Origin of the sequence: Pseudoalteromonas sp. SG43-8, assembly GCF_014164245.1 — a bacterium.
In the GTDB taxonomy this organism is placed as follows: Bacteria; Pseudomonadota; Gammaproteobacteria; order Enterobacterales; family Alteromonadaceae; genus Pseudoalteromonas; species Pseudoalteromonas distincta.
Genome location: NZ_JACJEX010000009.1, coordinates 1 through 17,948 on the forward strand (window position 1 = coordinate 1; position 17,948 = coordinate 17,948).

13 protein-coding genes and 1 rRNA gene are annotated in these 17,948 nt (G+C 39.7%); 7 read left to right on the forward strand and 7 right to left on the reverse strand.

The genetic code is table 11. The features are described from left to right. Positions 1 to 107, forward strand: a 5S ribosomal RNA gene (gene rrf / locus H5122_RS14860); the annotation flags it as partial. Between the two features lie 122 nt (positions 108 to 229). On the opposite strand, the gene H5122_RS14865 is transcribed toward rrf, so the two are convergent. Then, complete coding sequence (locus H5122_RS14865; RefSeq protein WP_182674552.1) at positions 230 to 757, reverse strand: sugar O-acetyltransferase; 528 nt, start codon at positions 755 to 757, stop codon at positions 230 to 232. Positions 758 to 941: 184 nt separating this feature from the next. Between H5122_RS14865 and H5122_RS14870 the strand changes: the two genes are divergently transcribed. The 5 genes from H5122_RS14870 (at position 942) to H5122_RS14890 (ending at position 9,962) form a co-directional block, all read left to right on the forward strand. Continuing rightward, on the forward strand, positions 942 to 4,382 hold the full coding sequence (locus H5122_RS14870) for a VCBS repeat-containing protein (RefSeq protein WP_182682582.1): 3,441 nt from the start codon (positions 942 to 944) through the stop codon (positions 4,380 to 4,382). 184 nt (positions 4,383 to 4,566) lie between these two features. Beyond that, a complete protein-coding gene (locus tag H5122_RS14875) occupies positions 4,567 to 5,331 on the forward strand; it encodes a DeoR/GlpR family DNA-binding transcription regulator (RefSeq protein WP_182672138.1) in 765 nt (254 codons plus the stop codon). A gap of 46 nt (positions 5,332 to 5,377) precedes the next feature. Further along, positions 5,378 to 7,198, forward strand: a complete 1,821-nt coding sequence (gene glmS / locus H5122_RS14880; RefSeq protein WP_182682583.1) for a glutamine--fructose-6-phosphate transaminase (isomerizing) — start codon at positions 5,378 to 5,380, stop codon at positions 7,196 to 7,198. A gap of 112 nt (positions 7,199 to 7,310) precedes the next feature. Then, complete coding sequence (locus tag H5122_RS14885) at positions 7,311 to 8,501, forward strand: alpha/beta hydrolase-fold protein (protein WP_182682584.1); 1,191 nt, start codon at positions 7,311 to 7,313, stop codon at positions 8,499 to 8,501. Positions 8,502 to 8,660: 159 nt separating this feature from the next. Further along, positions 8,661 to 9,962, forward strand: coding sequence for a DEAD/DEAH box helicase (locus H5122_RS14890; protein ID WP_182682585.1), 1,302 nt, complete (start codon positions 8,661 to 8,663; stop codon positions 9,960 to 9,962). 97 nt (positions 9,963 to 10,059) lie between these two features. Here H5122_RS14890 and H5122_RS14895 read toward each other — a convergent pair whose 3' ends face one another. Beyond that, on the reverse strand, positions 10,060 to 11,457 hold the full coding sequence (locus H5122_RS14895; protein ID WP_182682586.1) for a 5-methyltetrahydrofolate--homocysteine methyltransferase: 1,398 nt from the start codon (positions 11,455 to 11,457) through the stop codon (positions 10,060 to 10,062). A 32-nt stretch (positions 11,458 to 11,489) separates the two neighbouring features. Beyond that, positions 11,490 to 13,892: a TonB-dependent receptor domain-containing protein gene (locus H5122_RS14900; RefSeq protein WP_182682587.1), complete on the reverse strand. Its 2,403-nt coding sequence runs from the start codon at positions 13,890 to 13,892 to the stop codon at positions 11,490 to 11,492. A gap of 140 nt (positions 13,893 to 14,032) precedes the next feature. On the opposite strand from H5122_RS14900, the gene H5122_RS14905 reads away from it, so the two are divergent. Beyond that, complete coding sequence (locus H5122_RS14905; protein ID WP_182682628.1) at positions 14,033 to 14,449, forward strand: MerC domain-containing protein; 417 nt, start codon at positions 14,033 to 14,035, stop codon at positions 14,447 to 14,449. Between the two features lie 162 nt (positions 14,450 to 14,611). Here the strand turns inward: H5122_RS14905 and H5122_RS14910 are convergent, their stop codons facing one another. From H5122_RS14910 to H5122_RS14925, 4 genes are all read right to left on the reverse strand, one after another. Further along, a complete protein-coding gene (locus tag H5122_RS14910; protein WP_182682588.1) occupies positions 14,612 to 16,153 on the reverse strand; it encodes a BCCT family transporter in 1,542 nt (513 codons plus the stop codon). Continuing rightward, positions 16,140 to 17,042, reverse strand: a complete 903-nt coding sequence (locus tag H5122_RS14915; protein ID WP_182682589.1) for a homocysteine S-methyltransferase family protein — start codon at positions 17,040 to 17,042, stop codon at positions 16,140 to 16,142. The genes H5122_RS14910 and H5122_RS14915 overlap by 14 nt, the downstream gene beginning before the upstream one ends. Before the next feature lie 168 nt (positions 17,043 to 17,210). Beyond that, complete coding sequence (locus H5122_RS14920) at positions 17,211 to 17,459, reverse strand: DUF3297 family protein (protein WP_002963088.1); 249 nt, start codon at positions 17,457 to 17,459, stop codon at positions 17,211 to 17,213. A 231-nt stretch (positions 17,460 to 17,690) separates the two neighbouring features. Beyond that, positions 17,691 to 17,900 (reverse strand): cold-shock protein, encoded by a 210-nt coding sequence (locus tag H5122_RS14925; RefSeq protein ID WP_007580429.1) that lies wholly within the window; start codon positions 17,898 to 17,900, stop codon positions 17,691 to 17,693. Positions 17,901 to 17,948 lie beyond the last annotated feature (48 nt).

The following is a 17,948-nucleotide window of genomic DNA, read 5'->3' on the forward strand; positions in this document are numbered from 1 at the left end:
CAATAGCGTTTTGGACCCACCTGACTCCATGCCGAACTCAGTAGTGAAACGAAACAGCGCCGATGATAGTGTAGCATTTGCTATGTGAAAGTAGGACATTACCAGGCTTCAAATTGTAGAGACCCCGACTAGAAATAGTCGGGCTTTTTTACGTCTGCAGAAAAGTGAAATACGCGCAATTAACATCCACTCACAGCAACACCCGACGCTAACATCACATCGGTAATAACTATAGTGTTCTTATTTCACGAGCTGGGTTACCCGCTACTACGGTATTAGCCATTACATTTTTAGTAACCACAGCACCCGCACCCACAATACTATTTTCGCCTATATTAACTCCAGCAAGAATAATAGCGCCTGCGCCAATCCATACGTTATTGCCTAACGCGATAGGGGCTGCAAAGTTTTCCTTATTAAGCCTTTCTGCTGGATTAGTAGCATGTGACACAGCTAAAAGCTGAACGTTTGGGCCTATTAAGCAGTCATCACCAATGGTGATTGAGTGATTGGCTAATGGCGAGTCGAGAAGTGTGCAATTAATATTCATAAAAGTACGATCACCAATAACTATTTGATTGCCATAATCGCAATGAAAACCTGATTCTATAATTACCTCTTCACCGCATTGTGCGAACAGCTCTTTAATACGCTTTAAATTACCTTTACTCGGGCTTTTATTGAATAATCGGCATATCTCGCCTGTTTGTTTTCTTTGCATTAAATATGGCTTAGTCACGCTATTAAATAATTTCATTGAGTTTGTTATTCATTTATATGCATACATTATTAAGTATTATCTCATGCTTATATATTTTACTGAAAAGTTGTTATTACCTTTTTATATGGGCTAAAAAGGTTTTAAACAAATTTTGACTTTTATTATATTCCTTTTTAAAAAAGCTTTAATAATGTAAAATTCATGTTACAAGGAGTAAGTAATGAAATTAAATAAACTAACTAAATTATTCTGTTTAACAATTATTTTAGCCGGTTGTGGGGGAGGGGGTAATGATGCCAGCCAACCTGCTAATAATGATTCTGGTTCTTCTGGAAAAACTAAATTTGTTAAGCCTGATTATCAAAATACGCCTACCTATGACGGTGAGTTATCTTTATTCGAAATAACAGCAAGTAATGTAACTCAACTAACAACTCAGTACTCATATCTAATAGATAGCCTAAATTCCATAGTATTTGGAGAGGATTATCAAAATCTATTTCTCCACGACCCAGTGCTAGATAACCAATCTGATAATTTCGGTTGTGTTACTGGCTCTGCTGACATGAAAGAGGAAGAGGCTAATCAGCACTATATAATTACTTATAACAATTGCTCTGCTGCTGGGTGGGTTTTTAATGGGCAATCTGATATTTATATCGAAAACTCTAACGCTGAATTTGTTTTAGAGTATGGGGTAGTCCCTAGTTTAACAATTAGTAACGAAGTGCTTGGGGTTACCTATTTAACAGAAGGTTTTGCTATTGCTAATAGTCAGGGAGTAAATAGTGACAGTAGCGCTACTGTGAATATTCAATTTAAAGGTGCTGATGAAAATTCGCTTGATATTTTATTCTCTAATGTAAGGCTTGATGCTGTTTTAGATGCAACCAATGTTGGGTATGGTATTGGTTTTAATGGTGAAGTTTATTTTAGTGATTTAGGGAAACTAACAATAAAAACTGATGAGTTTTATCCAACCAATGATATATCTCTGCCTTCAATAATAGGAGCAAAGTACACCCTAATATCACAAAATACTGCTAGTGTAGATCTCAAAGCTAATGGTATTTCGACCATACATCTATCTAATGAATTTTTGCCACTAGAGTTTTATTTAACTGACTTAGATAATGTTTATAACAATACTGCCAACTCTATTCCTATAGCAAGTATTTCAGGCTCGAACAAAGCTCTACGACACTCTATCCTTACTCTTGATGCAATGCAGTCCAAGGACCCTGATTTTGAACCATTAGGTTATGAGTGGAAATTAATAACTTTTCCGCAGAATGCTAGTTGGCAACTTGGCACCGGTAGCAAAATTGACTTTATTGGAGACCTACCTGGCCTCTATCGTATTTCGTTAACAGTTGTAGACCCTAGTGGTGCAGAAAATACTGTGGAGCATGAGTTTAAATTAGAAAAACTGCCAGCAATTGTTTCTGACATTACTGCATATGATGAAATAGAATTAGGTGAACACTATACAGCCATTATTAACTTATCTAATAATGAGTTCGATGGTCCTTTTGAATACAAAATTGCTTATGGGCCAAGTAATATCTCGATTTCAGAACAAGGAGAGATTAATTGGTTAAGCAACGCGCCTGACTTTGGTAGTAATTTAAACGTAAATTTTGCTGTTGATATCTCAAACTCTGACAATCAAATAAGAATTAAGCACCAAATCAACCTTCAATCACTCGGTGGCGTAGATAATCGCTCAGTTGGTTATGTGAACAACTCAACATCCAGTGTAGCTTCAATTAAGCTTTCGAACCAAAAAAGGGGTGTATTACGCGGTAATGATAATTATATCTTAAGTCTCAGTGAGACAGGGTTGCTAGAATACAATAAATGGATACCTCCCTTACCTTCAAATGTTGAGCATGTAGGTGCATTTCTTAATCAGTCAGGGACGCAACTAAATTGGCTAAGTATTACTTACAACCAAGAGGCAGCTAAACATCAAATATTTTTAACTAATGAGGGCTCAAGTAGTTTGCTGATAGATGATGTTTCGGCTGAAAACTATAACTCTATGGTATTTGATTACAACGGCGATGGTATTGAAGATATTCTTCTTTCGGCGGGGCATTCGTATGATAGCTATCTTATTAATGGAAATGATCTTTCTATCACTACGCTTATTGTTGCGCCGGACCTTTCACTTAATTATTCAAATAGCTTGATTCAAGTTTGTGATTTGAATAACGACGGCTATAAAGAGTTAATTGATAGGAAAAGTATATTTGATGTCAAACAGAACAAATACCTGATAGGACCCTACTCTGAATATAAATTTAAGGCATTTACCAGTGCTGATAATTGTCGTGTAACTAGATATAAGGCCTCCGAACATTATAGTGAACTAATATGGTGGGAAGATGGTGAACTGCAGGTGGGTAGTGAAAAGTTTGAGACTAATTTCAATGATGGTATTTCGATCAGCCTTGAAGTAGATAGTCCTTATAGTCATGTTTATTTTTCTAATTCAAAAGAGCTTTATTACTTTAATCAGCAGTGGCAATTTTTCTCTGTATCTATTGCTGAAAACCCCATTGGGAAAGTAATAGGAGCTGTTGATTTTGATAATGATGGAATACAGTCATTATTAGTAAGCAAAACAGATAGTTTAGAAGGAAGTTATTTATACGAAGAATATACGATGCAAAGCTTTAGCTATGAGAATGGGCTATGGCAGCTTGAGTATTCATCAGTGGCTCAAGGTCAACTTCCTAATCTTCATATTGTTGGTGCTGTTGATGATACGGTTAGCATTTCAGATTTTGGCCGTTCGGCTAAGGTAACGCACAATAATGCACCTGTTACTTTCACTGGAGAGATGCTGTTAACGCAAGATAATGAAAATCAAATTGAGTATTCATTAACTCAAATTAACAACGAGACATTTATTGTTAAACGCAATACAGGTTCAACCAGTGTAATTTGGCAAACTAGCGTTGCAGAAGTGACTTTTTCTAATTCGTATGATTTTGCTTTTACAGAGTCCGAAACACACTTGAGCCTTAAAAGTGATATTAGATATTACACAATCGCTAAACAAACAGGAGAAGTCGTATCAAGAGCCTACTTTCCTTACTTGCCGTCTGAGGAGTTGTCAAAAATAATAATAGGTTATTACGATTTAGGTATAGCTTTTTACGAAAATCCAAGCTTATCACCCATTTCAATTGACAGTAGCAATTGGCCTGTACCTTTAGATTTCTTACAAGAAACAACAAGCCATGTAGCGCATGTACATGCTATTCAGCTAGATTCAGATCCTCAACTAGAGCTAATAATTGATTATCGTACTTTTGGTAGTTTCGATGAAGAAGGTGGTTTAATAGTATTAGATACGAAAACGAAAGCATTAGAAATTTTGGACGAACAACAAATTAAGGGCTTTACAATTTACCACAAAGAGAAAATCCTCGATGAAGCTATAGGTGGCGTTTATGGCCGAAACTATCTGGCACATTACTCTATAGAAAAAACAATTAGCCTAGTGGATAAGTTATCAAATCAAGTTATTTGGGAGAGTCCACAAATCTCGAATAATTACCACGATGTATTAATTCAAAAAGATGAGCGTGATTCTTGGAGTTTATATATTTTAGGTAGTGAGTTTTTAATATATCCTTATTTGAACTAAAAAATAATAGCGTGCTCAGTAATCTAGTTTATAGTTCACTGAGCAAGTTAGAATGTTTCACCACATCTACATGCTGTTAAATTAAAAAGCGCACATTGCGCTTTTTTTACTCATTAACTTGCCATTTAGGTTGTTTCGTTTAAAATTGCATAACTTTCGAAACGAAACTTAATTCACGAGCTCTATGACTAAACGAAACACACAGCAGCGTCGTCACAATATACTCGTTCAAGTTAATGAATTAGGTGAAGTCGCTGTTGAAAAGTTAGCACAGCAGTTTCAAACATCTGAAGTAACCATTCGCAAAGATTTAACCTCGCTTGAAAAAAGTGGTTTATTACTTCGCCGTTACGGCGGTGCTATTGCACTGCCTAAAGAAATTGTTAGCGATGAGATAGACTCTAAGCGCAAAGTGGCTATAGCTAAAGCAGCAGCAACGCTTATAAAAGATCATAACCGCATTATTATTGATAGCGGGCGTACTACGGCCGCCATGATCCCTGAGCTTGCAAATAAGCGCGGGTTAGTTGTAATGACCAATGCAATTAAAGTAGCAAGTCGTTTATTAGCACTCGAGAACGAGCCAACACTTTTGATGACCGGTGGAACCTGGGATCCACATTCTGAGTCATTTCAGGGGCAAGTTGCCGAAAACGTATTATGCTCTTACGACTTCGATCAGCTCTTTATTGGTGCGGATGGTATAGATGTAAAACGTGGCACAACAACCTTTAATGAGTTAGTTGGTTTGAGCCAAGTAATGGCAAAAGCGGCTCGTGAAGTAATTGTAATGGTTGAATCAGATAAGATTGGCCGAAAAATACCAAATTTAGAATTACCGTGGAAAATAGTAACCACATTAATAACCGACGATGGCTTGGCAGACGAAAAGCGCAAAGCAATTGAGGCGTGTGGTGTAAAACTAATTTGCGCAGAGATTATTGAATAGTAACTACAAAGTGAGTTACTAGAATTAAAAAATTAATGGAGACACTATGTGTGGAATAGTTGGGGCAGTTGCAGAACGTCCAGTAAACAAAATTTTAGTTGAAGGCCTTAAACGTCTTGAATACCGTGGTTATGACTCAGCAGGCGTAGCATTGCTTGATGGCAACACACTTAATACTGTTAAAGCAGTAGGTAAAGTAGTAAACGTAGAAGCTGCACTTGAGAAAGCAGGCGTTAGCGGTCATACAGGTATTGCACACACTCGCTGGGCAACACATGGTAGCGTTACAGAAGAAAACGCACACCCGCATGTATCAAACAACCAGCTAGCACTCGTGCACAACGGTATTATTGAAAACCACGCTAGCTTACGCGCATCGCTTAAAGAAGAAGGTTACGAGTTTCTATCTGAAACCGATACCGAAGTAATGGTGCACTTAATTCATAAGCTTCGTAAGCAGCACACTAGTTTACTTGCAGCAGTACAGGCAGCTGTTAAGCAATTTGAAGGTGCGTTTGGTACAGTTGTATTTGATAAAGCAAACGACAACGAAATCATTGTAGCGCGCTCAGGTAGCCCTCTTGTTATTGGTTTAGGCCTTGGCGAAAACTTTATAGCTTCTGATCAGTTAGCACTATTACCAGTTACTCGTAGCTTCATCTTTTTAGAAGAAGGCGACGTAGCCCGAATTACACGCGATACTGTTGAAATCTTTGATGAAAACGGCGACGCTGTAGAGCGCGAAGTGATTGAGTCAAACATTACGCAAGATGCATCAGGCAAAGGCGATTACCGCCACTACATGCTAAAAGAAATCTACGAGCAGCCACTTGCAGTACGTAATACGCTTGAAGGGCGTTTAAACGACGATCGCGTAGCAATTGATGCGTTTGGCGAAAGCGCTCAGCAAATATTTAAAGACGTAAAACACGTGCAAATTATTGCCTGTGGCACGTCTTACCATTCAGGTATGGTAGCCCGTTATTGGCTTGAGCAATTTGCAGGCGTTAGCTGTAATGTAGAAATAGCTTCTGAATTTAGATACCGACAGTCGTTTGTTCATGAAAATAGCTTACTTGTTACTATTTCACAATCGGGTGAAACAGCCGATACGCTAGCGGCATTACGCTTAGCTAAAGAGCAAGGTTACATGGCATCAATGACCATTTGTAACGTACCTGGCTCATCGCTTGTACGCGAATCAGACCTAGCGTTTATGACCAAAGCGGGCGCTGAAATTGGCGTAGCTTCTACTAAAGCGTTTACTACACAACTAGTTGGTTTGTTAATGCTTACTGCCTCTATCGCGCAAGAAAAAGGCCTTGATCAAAGTGCTATTGTTAATGCTATAAAAGTACTTCCAGCTAAGTTAGAAGAAACATTGCTACTAGCTGATGGCATTGCAGACCTTGCAGAAGAGTTTGCCGACAAGCATCACTCATTGTTTTTAGGCCGTGGTTCGCAATACCCAATTGCAATGGAAGGTGCGCTTAAACTTAAAGAGATTTCGTACATTCACGCAGAAGCCTACGCAGCGGGCGAGCTAAAACATGGGCCACTTGCACTTATTGATGCCGACATGCCAATCATTGTTGTAGCACCAAACAATGAGCTATTAGAAAAGCTTAAATCAAACGTAGAAGAAGTACGCGCACGTGGCGGCATTATTTACGTATTCGCAGATAAAGATTCACACTTTGAGTCAGACGACACAATGCGTGTAATCAACGTAAACCATACTGACGATATTATTGCGCCAATTGTTTATACACTGCCATTACAGTTACTGTCGTACTACGTAGCGGTAATTAAAGGTACTGACGTTGACCAACCTCGTAACTTAGCTAAATCTGTTACGGTTGAGTAAAATCAATAGGTTATTATTTATTAGTTAAAACTAAAAAGGCGCTCGATGCGCCTTTTTTTGTACCTCAAAGCCTGTTAGATTAAATAACACACTATTTTCTAAAGGATTAGTAATGCATTTATTAACCGCTGTTTTTATATGTAGCTTATTTATAGTTTCTAATAACACACTTGCAGAGCCTGATTTAAAACAGCAAACCATTAGCTATACGCAACAAACACATACAATCAATTCAGTAATTTTAAATGAGCTACGTACCGTTGTAGTCCAGCTTCCAAAGAGTTACCAAGCTGATTCAAACAAAGTTTATCCAGTTATTTATCGCCTAGATGGCGCGGGTAACATACCGCTTATAAGTGCTGTAATGGATCGACTGCAAAATAATAATCGTGCGCCTGAGGTTATTATTGTCGCTATTGAAAACACCAATCGCTTAAGAGATTTATACCCCACAGTTAATAAAGAGCCACAAGGCCCGGTAGGTGAAGGCGGTGGTGCAGCAAGGTTTTTAGCATTTATTGAGCAAGAGCTTATGCCCTTAATTAATAAAAACTATCGTACGCATAACTTTAATGTGATTGCTGGGGGCTCAGCAGCAGGCGTGTTTGCACTTTATACTATGCAAGCTAACCCTGAGCTTTTCCAAGCGCATATTGCTTACAGCCCTGCCGTTTGGTGGAACTATGGCGCATCGGTAAAAAGTACAAAATCGTTTATAGCTAAAACAAAAGACCTGAATAACTACGTTTATATCAATATTGGCGAAGAAGCCGGCATAATGCGTGAAAGATACGATGAATTACAGCAATCACTGCAATCGCATAAAGTGCGAGAGCTACGCTTCTTTAGTAATGCGTTTGACGGTGTCTCGCATAACCTGACTTCCGTTGCTGGTGCATTTAATGCCTATCACAACTTATTTTTGCCTAAACAAATGCCCATAAGTGATTTAACTGACGATGTAGCCTCTATTGATGCTTATTATAAAAACTTATCTCAACAATGGGGCGAGCAGGTTGCGCCACCAGACCGCGCTGTTAGATCACTCGGTTATAACTTAACGGGCAGCAAGCAGTTTACCCGCGCTATAGAGGTGTTTAAGTACAATATAAAAAACTACCCAAAATCAGTCGATGCGCTTTCAGCCTTATCTTATGGCTATGAAATGCAGGGGGATACTCGTCAAGCGCTTGAAAATATGGAATCTGCTCTAGCAATTGCAGATGACTCATACCCTTATATAAATTACTTAAAAGAAACAAAAGCTAGACTACAAATAGCTTTAGGCAAAGACGAAACATAACCACTTTTTAATCCAACTCGATTGTTATATATTTAAAGAGAAAAGGGAGTAACAGCTTTTCTCTTTTTCTAAAACCACATTAAAATCACTAACCCCTACTTAACGGGTAATAAATACGCTAAAATTGCAGGCTATTTTAGTAATGAGCCCGCAAATTTTATGACCTCAGCCGCAAATCCTAGTAATTTCAACGAACTTGGCCTAATTCCAGAGCTAATTGCTCGATTGTCTGATCTTGAATACACACAACCTACACCTATTCAGGCACAAGCAATTCCGAGTATTTTGACGGGAAGTGACTTAATTGCGGGGGCAAATACTGGCTCAGGTAAAACAGCGACGTTTGCTTTACCTATGCTACAAACCCTATTTTTAGAGCAGAGCGCTAAAAATACTGCCAGCAAAGGTAACTTTGTTACTGGGCTTATTTTGGTACCTACTCGCGAGCTTGCAACGCAGGTGGCCGATAGCGTTAAATCGTATTCTGCTAACTTTAATGGCGCAATTAAAACGGTGGCCGTGTTTGGTGGTGTGTCGGTTAATACACAAATGCAGGCACTGCGCGGCGGCGCCGATATTATTGTTGCAACGCCAGGTCGTTTGCTTGATTTAATCTCAAGCAATGCTATTAAGCTCGATAAAGTGACGACCTTAGTGCTTGATGAAGCCGACCGTATGCTAAGCCTTGGCTTTACCGAAGAGCTGGCTGATCTTTTAGCGTTAATGCCTGCTAAAAAACAAACCATGTTGTTTTCAGCGACCTTCCCAGAGCAAGTCACTCAATTAACGCAAGAACTGTTAACTAATCCTGTTGAAATACAAGTACAAAATAAAGATGAAAGCACACTTGTTCAACGCGTGTTTACGGTAAATAAAGGCGAAAAAACTACGGTTTTAGCGCATTTAATTAAAGCGCATAAATGGCGCCAAGCACTTATTTTTGTAAACGCTAAAAAAGACTGTGAGCACTTAGCGGGTAAGCTTGAAAAGCGTGGTATTAACGCACAGGTATTTCATGGTGATAAAGGCCAAAGTGAACGTACTCGCGTAATAGAAAAATTTAAAGCCGGTGAAATCGAAGTACTTATAGCCACCGATATAGCAGCCCGTGGTTTAGATATTGAAAAACTGCCAGTGGTAATAAACTTTAATCTACCACGAAGTCCTTCTGATTATATGCACCGTATTGGTCGAAGCGGCCGTGCCGGTGAAGTTGGCCTAGCGTTATCGTTAATTGATTATGAAGACTTTCATCACTTTAAAATAATCGAAAAGAAAAACAAACTACGTTTAGAGCGTGAAGAAGTAACCGGTTTTGTTGTAAACCAAGCTAATCTTGATGCTGCCGAGGCGCTTAAAAATGAAAAGCCAATGGCAAAACCAGAAGGCACCGGTAAGAAAAAGAAAAAAAATAAAGCCGATGATATAGATGATGTATGGAGTGGCTGGCGCCGTAAGTAACAATAGAGCTAAATAAATAGCTGTAAAAACCCGTAATTAGTAAACCTAATTACGGGTTTTTTGTTTTGTGGCTTTAACTTAAAGCGTTAGTTTTAAATTAATGGTCGTGATCTTCATCTTCTATTTCTTGTGCAATCCCTAACCAGGTAATGCTTGTAGGTGGAAAAGTTAACTCTAGCTCACTTTCAATTTCTAAGTCTTCAAGGTGTACTTGCACAACGTGCTGAGCAATCGGGTCGGCTACATAAGCAAACTGACCATTTTGTGCCACTGTCATGCTAAAGCTCATGCCCTCTGGCATGGTTGATACATCTTGCTCGGTAATATCAACTTGGCCTTCAAGCTCCCAATGCATTTCGCCATCATGGTCGTGTGCGCTAAATACATTTAAAAAGCCTAAGCTGTCTAATATTAAAAAGTGCTCGCCATGGGCAGAAAAAGAGTACGACACAGCACTTGCTCCATCGGCTAGTTGCCATTCTAATTCTTCCATTTGTGCTGTTACAGGGTTAATAGTTACAATTACGGCTTCGCCGCCTCCATGGCCAGACGCTACGCCAATAAAGGTCTCGCTATCTTCGTGGCCATAAATACTACCAATGCGTAAATCGCCAACGGCTGAAATGTTCGCTATTTTTTCTGCTTCGTATTCATCATCGTGCTGGTGGGCTAATAACACGCCATCGCTACAGCCAAATACTACGTAGTCGTGGTTTTGTGCCGCGCCATGTAAATCAGAGCACGTAACTTCTAAGGTTTGTTCAAGCTCGTATTCACCATCATGAAAGTGATAAACACCTACTTGGTCTGGCAGTACTTTAGCAACCGATGTGCTTTCGCTGTCATCACGGCGAATGGTTGATAATAAATGCTCACCGCGAGGCTCTGCTACGCCGTGCATATTAATATCGTAGCTAATACCCGGTAGCGTTGCTGTTGCGCTGGTTATGTTGTTATCTGTTAATACTTCAACAGAGGCAACCGTGCCTGAGTCTGCATCACCATCATAAAAAACAGCTAATTGGCCGTCATGTTTTACAAGGTGAGTAGGGCGGCTGCCACTTGTTAGCTCATAACTGCTAGCTGCTGGGCTTTGCTCATAATCGTGTAAATGCTCGCCATGGTCTTCACGCCATAAACCACCATCAATAAAGCCTAAGTAATCTTGTGCGCGGCTTGCAATAACGGCATAACGAAAATCAGGGGATGACGACAGCGTGTTTGAATCATTCGTAAGGGTAAATGTTTCAAGCAGAGAGTTGTCATCTAGGTCATAAAAGCTGGCTTCGTTGCTGTTGCCTGCAAGCACAGCTAATCTGCCTAATGAATCAATTGTGTAGCCATCATCATGGTCGTGATCATCGTCATGATCGTGCCCATCCTCTACAACAATAGGATCTTTTTCTACAATATTGGTCTCTGCATCGCCACAGGCTGTAATAAATGTAGTGCTAATAGCCAGTGCAATAAGCTTTAATTTGTATAGTTTTTTCATGTTTATTTCCTTTAATTATAATTTTTTAATGCTTAAAAATAACCGCGAATGCCTAGCGCAAAGCTACGCCCTGGACGTGGTGCTATATCTTTTACAAACGAGCTGTGCACGCGTGCTTCTGTATCTGTTAAGTTGGTGCCTCGTAGGTAAACAGACATATCTTGGTTTAATACTGAAAGGTCATAAGAGATGCTTGCATCAACCAATGTGTAGCCGCCTGTTGCTGTTTCTTGTGGGGCTGTGCGGTCTTGCTTTTGATAGCGAGTAACGTGAATATGCGCACTTAATTGATCTGTTTGATAGCTTAACTCGCTGCCAAAACGAAGCGGTGGAGTACGGGGTAAATCGCCGCCGTCTTTAAGGCGTGCACGAACGTAATCTGAGAATAAATCTACTTTAAATTCATCGGTTAATTGCCACGCAATTTGCGCTTCAAAACCGTGTAAAATTACGTCGTCTGTTTTAAATAAATAAACCGGCAGTTCTGATGAATGGTCGTGTTCGTCAGCGCCTTCTTCATCGCCATGGTCGTGGCCACTTTGTGCATATAAACCAGTGTCTATTTGGTAATAATAGTTATCTACTTGGTTGTAAAAGGCATTTAAAATAAAGCCAACATCGCCTTGAGTTTTACGCAGGGTTAAATCGATATTATTGGCTGTTTCCAGGTCAATTGCTTGTTCAGATAAACCTAAATGGCCATCTTCATCTAAATCAAATAGTGCGCCTACTTCGTAGGTGCCAGTACCAATATGCGGCCCAAACGATAACAACTCAGAGGCAGAGGGCGCACGTTCAGAGCGCGATACAGAAAGTCCTAAATTATAGTTAGATGTAAAATCCCATACTACCCCTGCCGATAAACTGACTGGTGTAAATTCATGCTCTACATCAAATACGCGCGTAATTTCTGCACTTTCTTCGTGATCATGTTCGTCGGCTTCTTCTGCTTCATCGTGTGCGTGAGCGTCAATATTTGGCAGTAATACGTCGCCTGCTTCAATGGTTACACGCTCTATACGCCCACCTACTTGCACTAAAAAATCACCAAAGTGTCTTTCTTCCATTAGTGCTACAGCAAAGCTTTCGGTTTCTGATGGAGGCGTAAAGGCCTCTTCACCTTGTGCTTCAACATCGCTTTGTTTGTAATGAAAGCTAATGCCGCCATTCCACTCGCTAAACTGGTTATGTAGTAGGTCTATACGTAATTCATTTGTTTCGTTTTTAAATGTGGTGCCTACAGCGCCACCTTCAATTTCAGCGTGTTCGTAGTCGGTGTGGCCAACGCGCAGGTTTACTTTGTTTAGCCATTTATTATCTAGGTTGTACTCACCTAATAATTGCACCTTAGTTTGTTCTAAATCAGCAAATACGCTTTCTTCTTCGTCGCTGTGTTCTTCCTCTTCTTCTTCGCCGTGCGTATGGCCTGGAATGCCGTATTGACGATTAAATTGCTCTACTGCTAAGCCAATAAAGCCGTTATCCATTAAATAGCTAGCGCCAACAGTAAAACCGTCAGACTCTTCATTACTGTTTTCAACAGTGTAATCGCCGCGATGCTCTTCACCATCGCTATCTATATCGGCAGCTACAGGCACCTCGTAGTCGTCGGCCTCACGCCAAAATGCATCGGCGTAAAAAGCCACCGAGTCTGTGCCTGTGGTGGCATTAAACGAGGCTACTTTTTGGTTATCTACCGAGTTATGCTCTACGTTCCACTCGCCGCGTGTTGTGCTGTCGGTTGGTACACGGCTATCTACCACATTAACTACACCACCAATCGCTCCGCTACCATAAAACAGTGTTGCTGGGCCGCGTAATACTTCAATTTGTTGTGCGGTAGAGGCTTCTGATGCAACAGAGTGATCGGGGCCAACGCGCGAAACATCGCTTACATCGAGGCCATTTTGAGTAATAAGTACACGTGGGCCGCTTAAACCACGAATAATTGGTGTACTGGCTACTTTTCCGTGAAAATTTGTATTAACACCTGGGAGTTTTTCAAGGCTGTCGCCAAGGGTTGCAGCTTGTTGTCGTCTTAGTTGTTCGCCAGATAAAACACTAACAGGCGATGCAGATTCCATTGCCGACATATGAATAGGGGTCGCTTCAATATCAATAACTTCAATAGGTGAGCGCTTTAAATTAAAAGTAACCGATTGGTTTTCATCATTCGTTATTGTTATATCGCGATGAAGATGCGCATAGCCAGGGGCTACAACGTGAAGTTCTTTTAAGCCATTGTTTAGCTCTGCTATAACAAATTTACCGTTTTCGTCGGTGGTGACTTTAAGGTCTGAGCCTTCAACTTCTATGGTTGCATTGGTAACTATTTTACCTTGATTGTTTAAAACAACGCCTTCAATTGTGGATGCCAGCACACTTGCTGGTAATAAAGCTGCGATGAGAACAGCTAATTGTGATCTAGGTTTCATTTGACTACCTTGTTAGATGTTATATTATATCAATTATGCGAGTAATGTTATAATATATCAACAGTAATTAACTTATGTTATTAAAAAGCCTCCTTAAAAGTAACGTTTTGAGTGGAGACACTGATTTAGTAGAGGAAATAATGAAGTCGAGTCAAAGTGTTATGGATCGTATGGCGATTGGGTTATCGTTAATGTGTACAGTACATTGTTTTGCAACCCCGGTTATTTTAGCGCTATTGCCAAGCTTTGCTGTACTGCAAATAGATAGTGAACAATTTCATTTATGGATTCTTGCAGCGGTATTACCCACCAGTTTATTAGCATTAAGCTTAGGCTGTAAAAAGCATAAGCGTAAACGTTACATGGCCTGCGGCGTTATTGGGCTAGCCTTTATGATATGCGCAGTATTGCTAGGGCATGAAATAGCCGAAAAAGCGCTAACCTTAATAGGATCAGCGTTTATTGCTGTGGCCCATTGGTTTAATTATCAGCAATGCCTTAAGCAAAATGACGAAAAATGCCCGTGTTCAGGTAGCAAATTGGATCAAATGGTTTAACGCTTAGTTGCTGCTGGTGGTATGGCTCTCGTCGGCTAAATTAATACTGATTTATTTTAAATACTAAGGCTTCTTTGTTTTAAAAGGCGACCTCTTTCATGCTGTAGTAACATGCTCAGTAATAGTAAATGAGGCCTCATAATATGAGGCCTTAAAATGTTACTAATTCACTTTAACTGTTTCGGAATTTATACTTTTATACTGATCAAGTGTTTTTATTTGATTTACACCCTTTAGCTGCATCATTAATTGCTTTACTAAGATCATGTAAATAAACATCATTGGTAGGCCTGCTACAACGCAGAGTGACTTAATAGTATCTATTTCACCACCGCATAAAAATACGCTAAAACTAATGAGCGCAATTGCACCAGCCCATAGAAGCTTAACTTTATGATCGGGGTCGCCATTTAGTTCTAGCTTATTAGTTGTCAACATAGCGGTGGCAACGCTTGCGCTTGACATAGTCGTTAGCATTAAAAAAAATTGAATAATCAAAAATAATACTAAGCCAATATTACCCGATGGTAGAGTTTGAATTAGTGAAACTACTGCAAACGTTAAACCGCCTTCACTCATCCATTGTTGAACAGATAAGCCTCCAATTAATTGTGCCCATACTGCATAACCACCAAAGATTGATATAAAGAATGCACAACCGAGTGAACCCATCGAGATAGTGTACAAAATAACTTCTTTAATAGTACGTCCACGCGAAATGCGGGTAATAAAAAGCCCCATCATAATTAAATAAGCGTAGTACCAAAACCAATAGTATTGAGTCCACGATTGCGAAAAACCACTTTTTTGAACTGGGTCGGTCCAAAGTGACATTCTAAAAAAGTTATCAAGCATGACACCTATTGAGTCGGTAAAGTTATTTAAAATAAACTGAGAGTCAGCCACAAGTAATACAAATAAGGCAAAACATATTGCTGCTACAACCGTATAGTCGGACACTTTACTAATGCCTTTTTTAAAGCCTACAAGCATTACCGCAACAAGCATTAAAACAAATAATAAAATAATACTGCCTTGGAGTAATAAGCTGTTTTTAATTCCTAGTAATGCAGAAACGCCAGTACTAAGCAACGATACAGTAAGTGCTAGCGAGCTTGCAAAAGCTGCGAGGGTGCCAAAAATTGCAAGTAAATCGATTGCTTTAGCAATAACTGGATTGCTGCCTACTACCGGTTCGCAAAGCGTTGAAAGTCTTAAAGTACGCTTTTTTTGTACGTAAAACGCGTACGCAAACGGGATTGCCGGAAAGCAGTAAATGGCCCAGCCAGTCACGCCCCAATGAAAAATAGAATAAGTAACAGACCAAGCTGCTGCTGCGTAGCTATTTGGTTCGGCAAAAAGTGGTGGCGATTGCAAATAATACATCGGCTCACCAATTCCCCAATATATAAGAGAAGCACCTACACCTGCGGTAAAAATCATACCGCCGTACGAAAAGTTAGAGTGCTCTTTTTTTTCTTCACCTAACCTAATAGATCCGTACTTTGAAAAAGCTAACCAAAATAAAAAACCAACTAAAGCCAAGCTCACAAGCTCTACTAACCAACCAAACCAGCCTGTTACAAAATGCATAGCGTTGCTTGCTAATAATTGTGATTGCTCTGGATATAAAGTTGAGATAACTAATAAGGTAATCACTAATGTAATTGCAGGAATAGCCAGCTCAAAGTTAAGGTTTTTCAATGGAATTTCTCCATTGCACGAGTGCTTTGATATGGCTTGGGTTAATTCCGCAGCAACCACCAATAATATTAGCGCCAAGGCTATGCCATTGTTTTGCAAACTCAAGATACTCATTAGGAGATAAATCACGGTAGTCTTGCACTGCTTCATTTGCTTTGTGAGCATTTGAAATAGGAGTAAAGCTGTTAGCAAATGCGCCTAACGTTACTTTTTTATTTTGCTTAGTTAATACGTTATTAGTATCACGCAGTGCTTGCTCAATAACCTCAGGAATCGAGCAATTAAAGAAAATACCAGCAACATTTTGTTCAAGCAAAGCCGCTACTGCGTCACTTACCAGTTCACCAGAGCGCAGTTTAGCTTGCTCGCTTATTTCATCATTTAGGGTAAATGCGTAATAACATGGCTTGTTTGAGCTTTTAAGTACGCTTGCCATAACGTGTGCTTCTTCAATGCTCGATATGGTTTCGCCAATCCATAAATCTACATACTCGTCTTGCGCTTTATATAACGTATCTAAAATAGTAAATGCGCGCTCGCTTTCAAATAGTTCAGGGCGGTAAGAGCCAAATGCTGGTGGTAATGAACCTGCTACTAATATATTTTGTTTAGCGTTTTGAGCAACTTTTTTTGATAAAACGGCAGCTTGCTTTGCAAGGGCTGCGCCTTGAGCTTGGTATAGCGCTTCACCTAAATGAAAGGGTACACAGGCATAACTGTTAACCGTAATTATTTCAGCGCCTGCATCTATAAAGCCTTGATGGGCTTGTGCTACAAAGTGTGGGGCTTCTATAAGTGCTTGTGCACTCCATAGTGGCTGTGAGAACGGTGCGCCAATGCGCTTAAGTTCACGCCCCATGCCGCCATCTAAAATTGTTACCTTTTTCACTTATGGACTTCTATATGTCTAAATAGTATGGCGCTATTCAAACATATTTTTTAAAAAATCATAATGAAACTTCATCAGGTTGGGCATGAAAAAAGCTCAACCTATTAAAAAGGCACAAAAAAAGCGACTACCCAATATGGTGTCGCTTTTTTAGTAAGTAGTATTTGCTTACTTATAAAAGGCTTCAACAGTGCCTTTTCTTGTAAGTAAAAGTGGTTGTCCGCGACGATCAAGGCCTTTTGGAGATGCAAACTTTATCCAACCTTCGCTGATGCAGTATTCTTCAACATCAAAACGCTCTTTGCCGTTGAACGTGATACCAATATCGTGTTCAAAAACTTCTTCCACATGATGTGGGCTACGTGGATTAATAGAAAGGCGATCTGGTAAAGCAGGTTTTGCGGTAGTGTCGTTCATGGTCATATTCTATATTGAATGAAGTATGCGCTATTGTAGGCAATACAAAGCTTTCGCTCAAGAGAGATAGTAGTAAATGTGTTTAAAAATGCACTAATTAATGAGTTGCGGATACAAATGAGATGGCGCTTGGAAAATATTTATAGAAGGGGATTTTGACGATATTTGACTAAAAATTATATAGATAAGTATATTAATGGGCTATTGCTAACCCATTAAATTGTGTAGCAGTTAGATGCTAACAATGTTCTCGGCTTGTGGGCCTTTTTGACCTTGAGTAACAGTAAACTGTACACGTTGGCCTTCAGCTAAAGTTTTAAAACCGTCGCCAGAGATCGCGCTGAAATGTGCGAACACGTCTGCGCCAGATTCTTGCTCGATAAAACCAAAACCTTTTGCTTCGTTAAACCATTTTACTGAACCAGTAGTTGTATTAGACATAATATGTATCCTAAAAAATTAATATAAGTGTGCCTGAAAAGAGGCGAT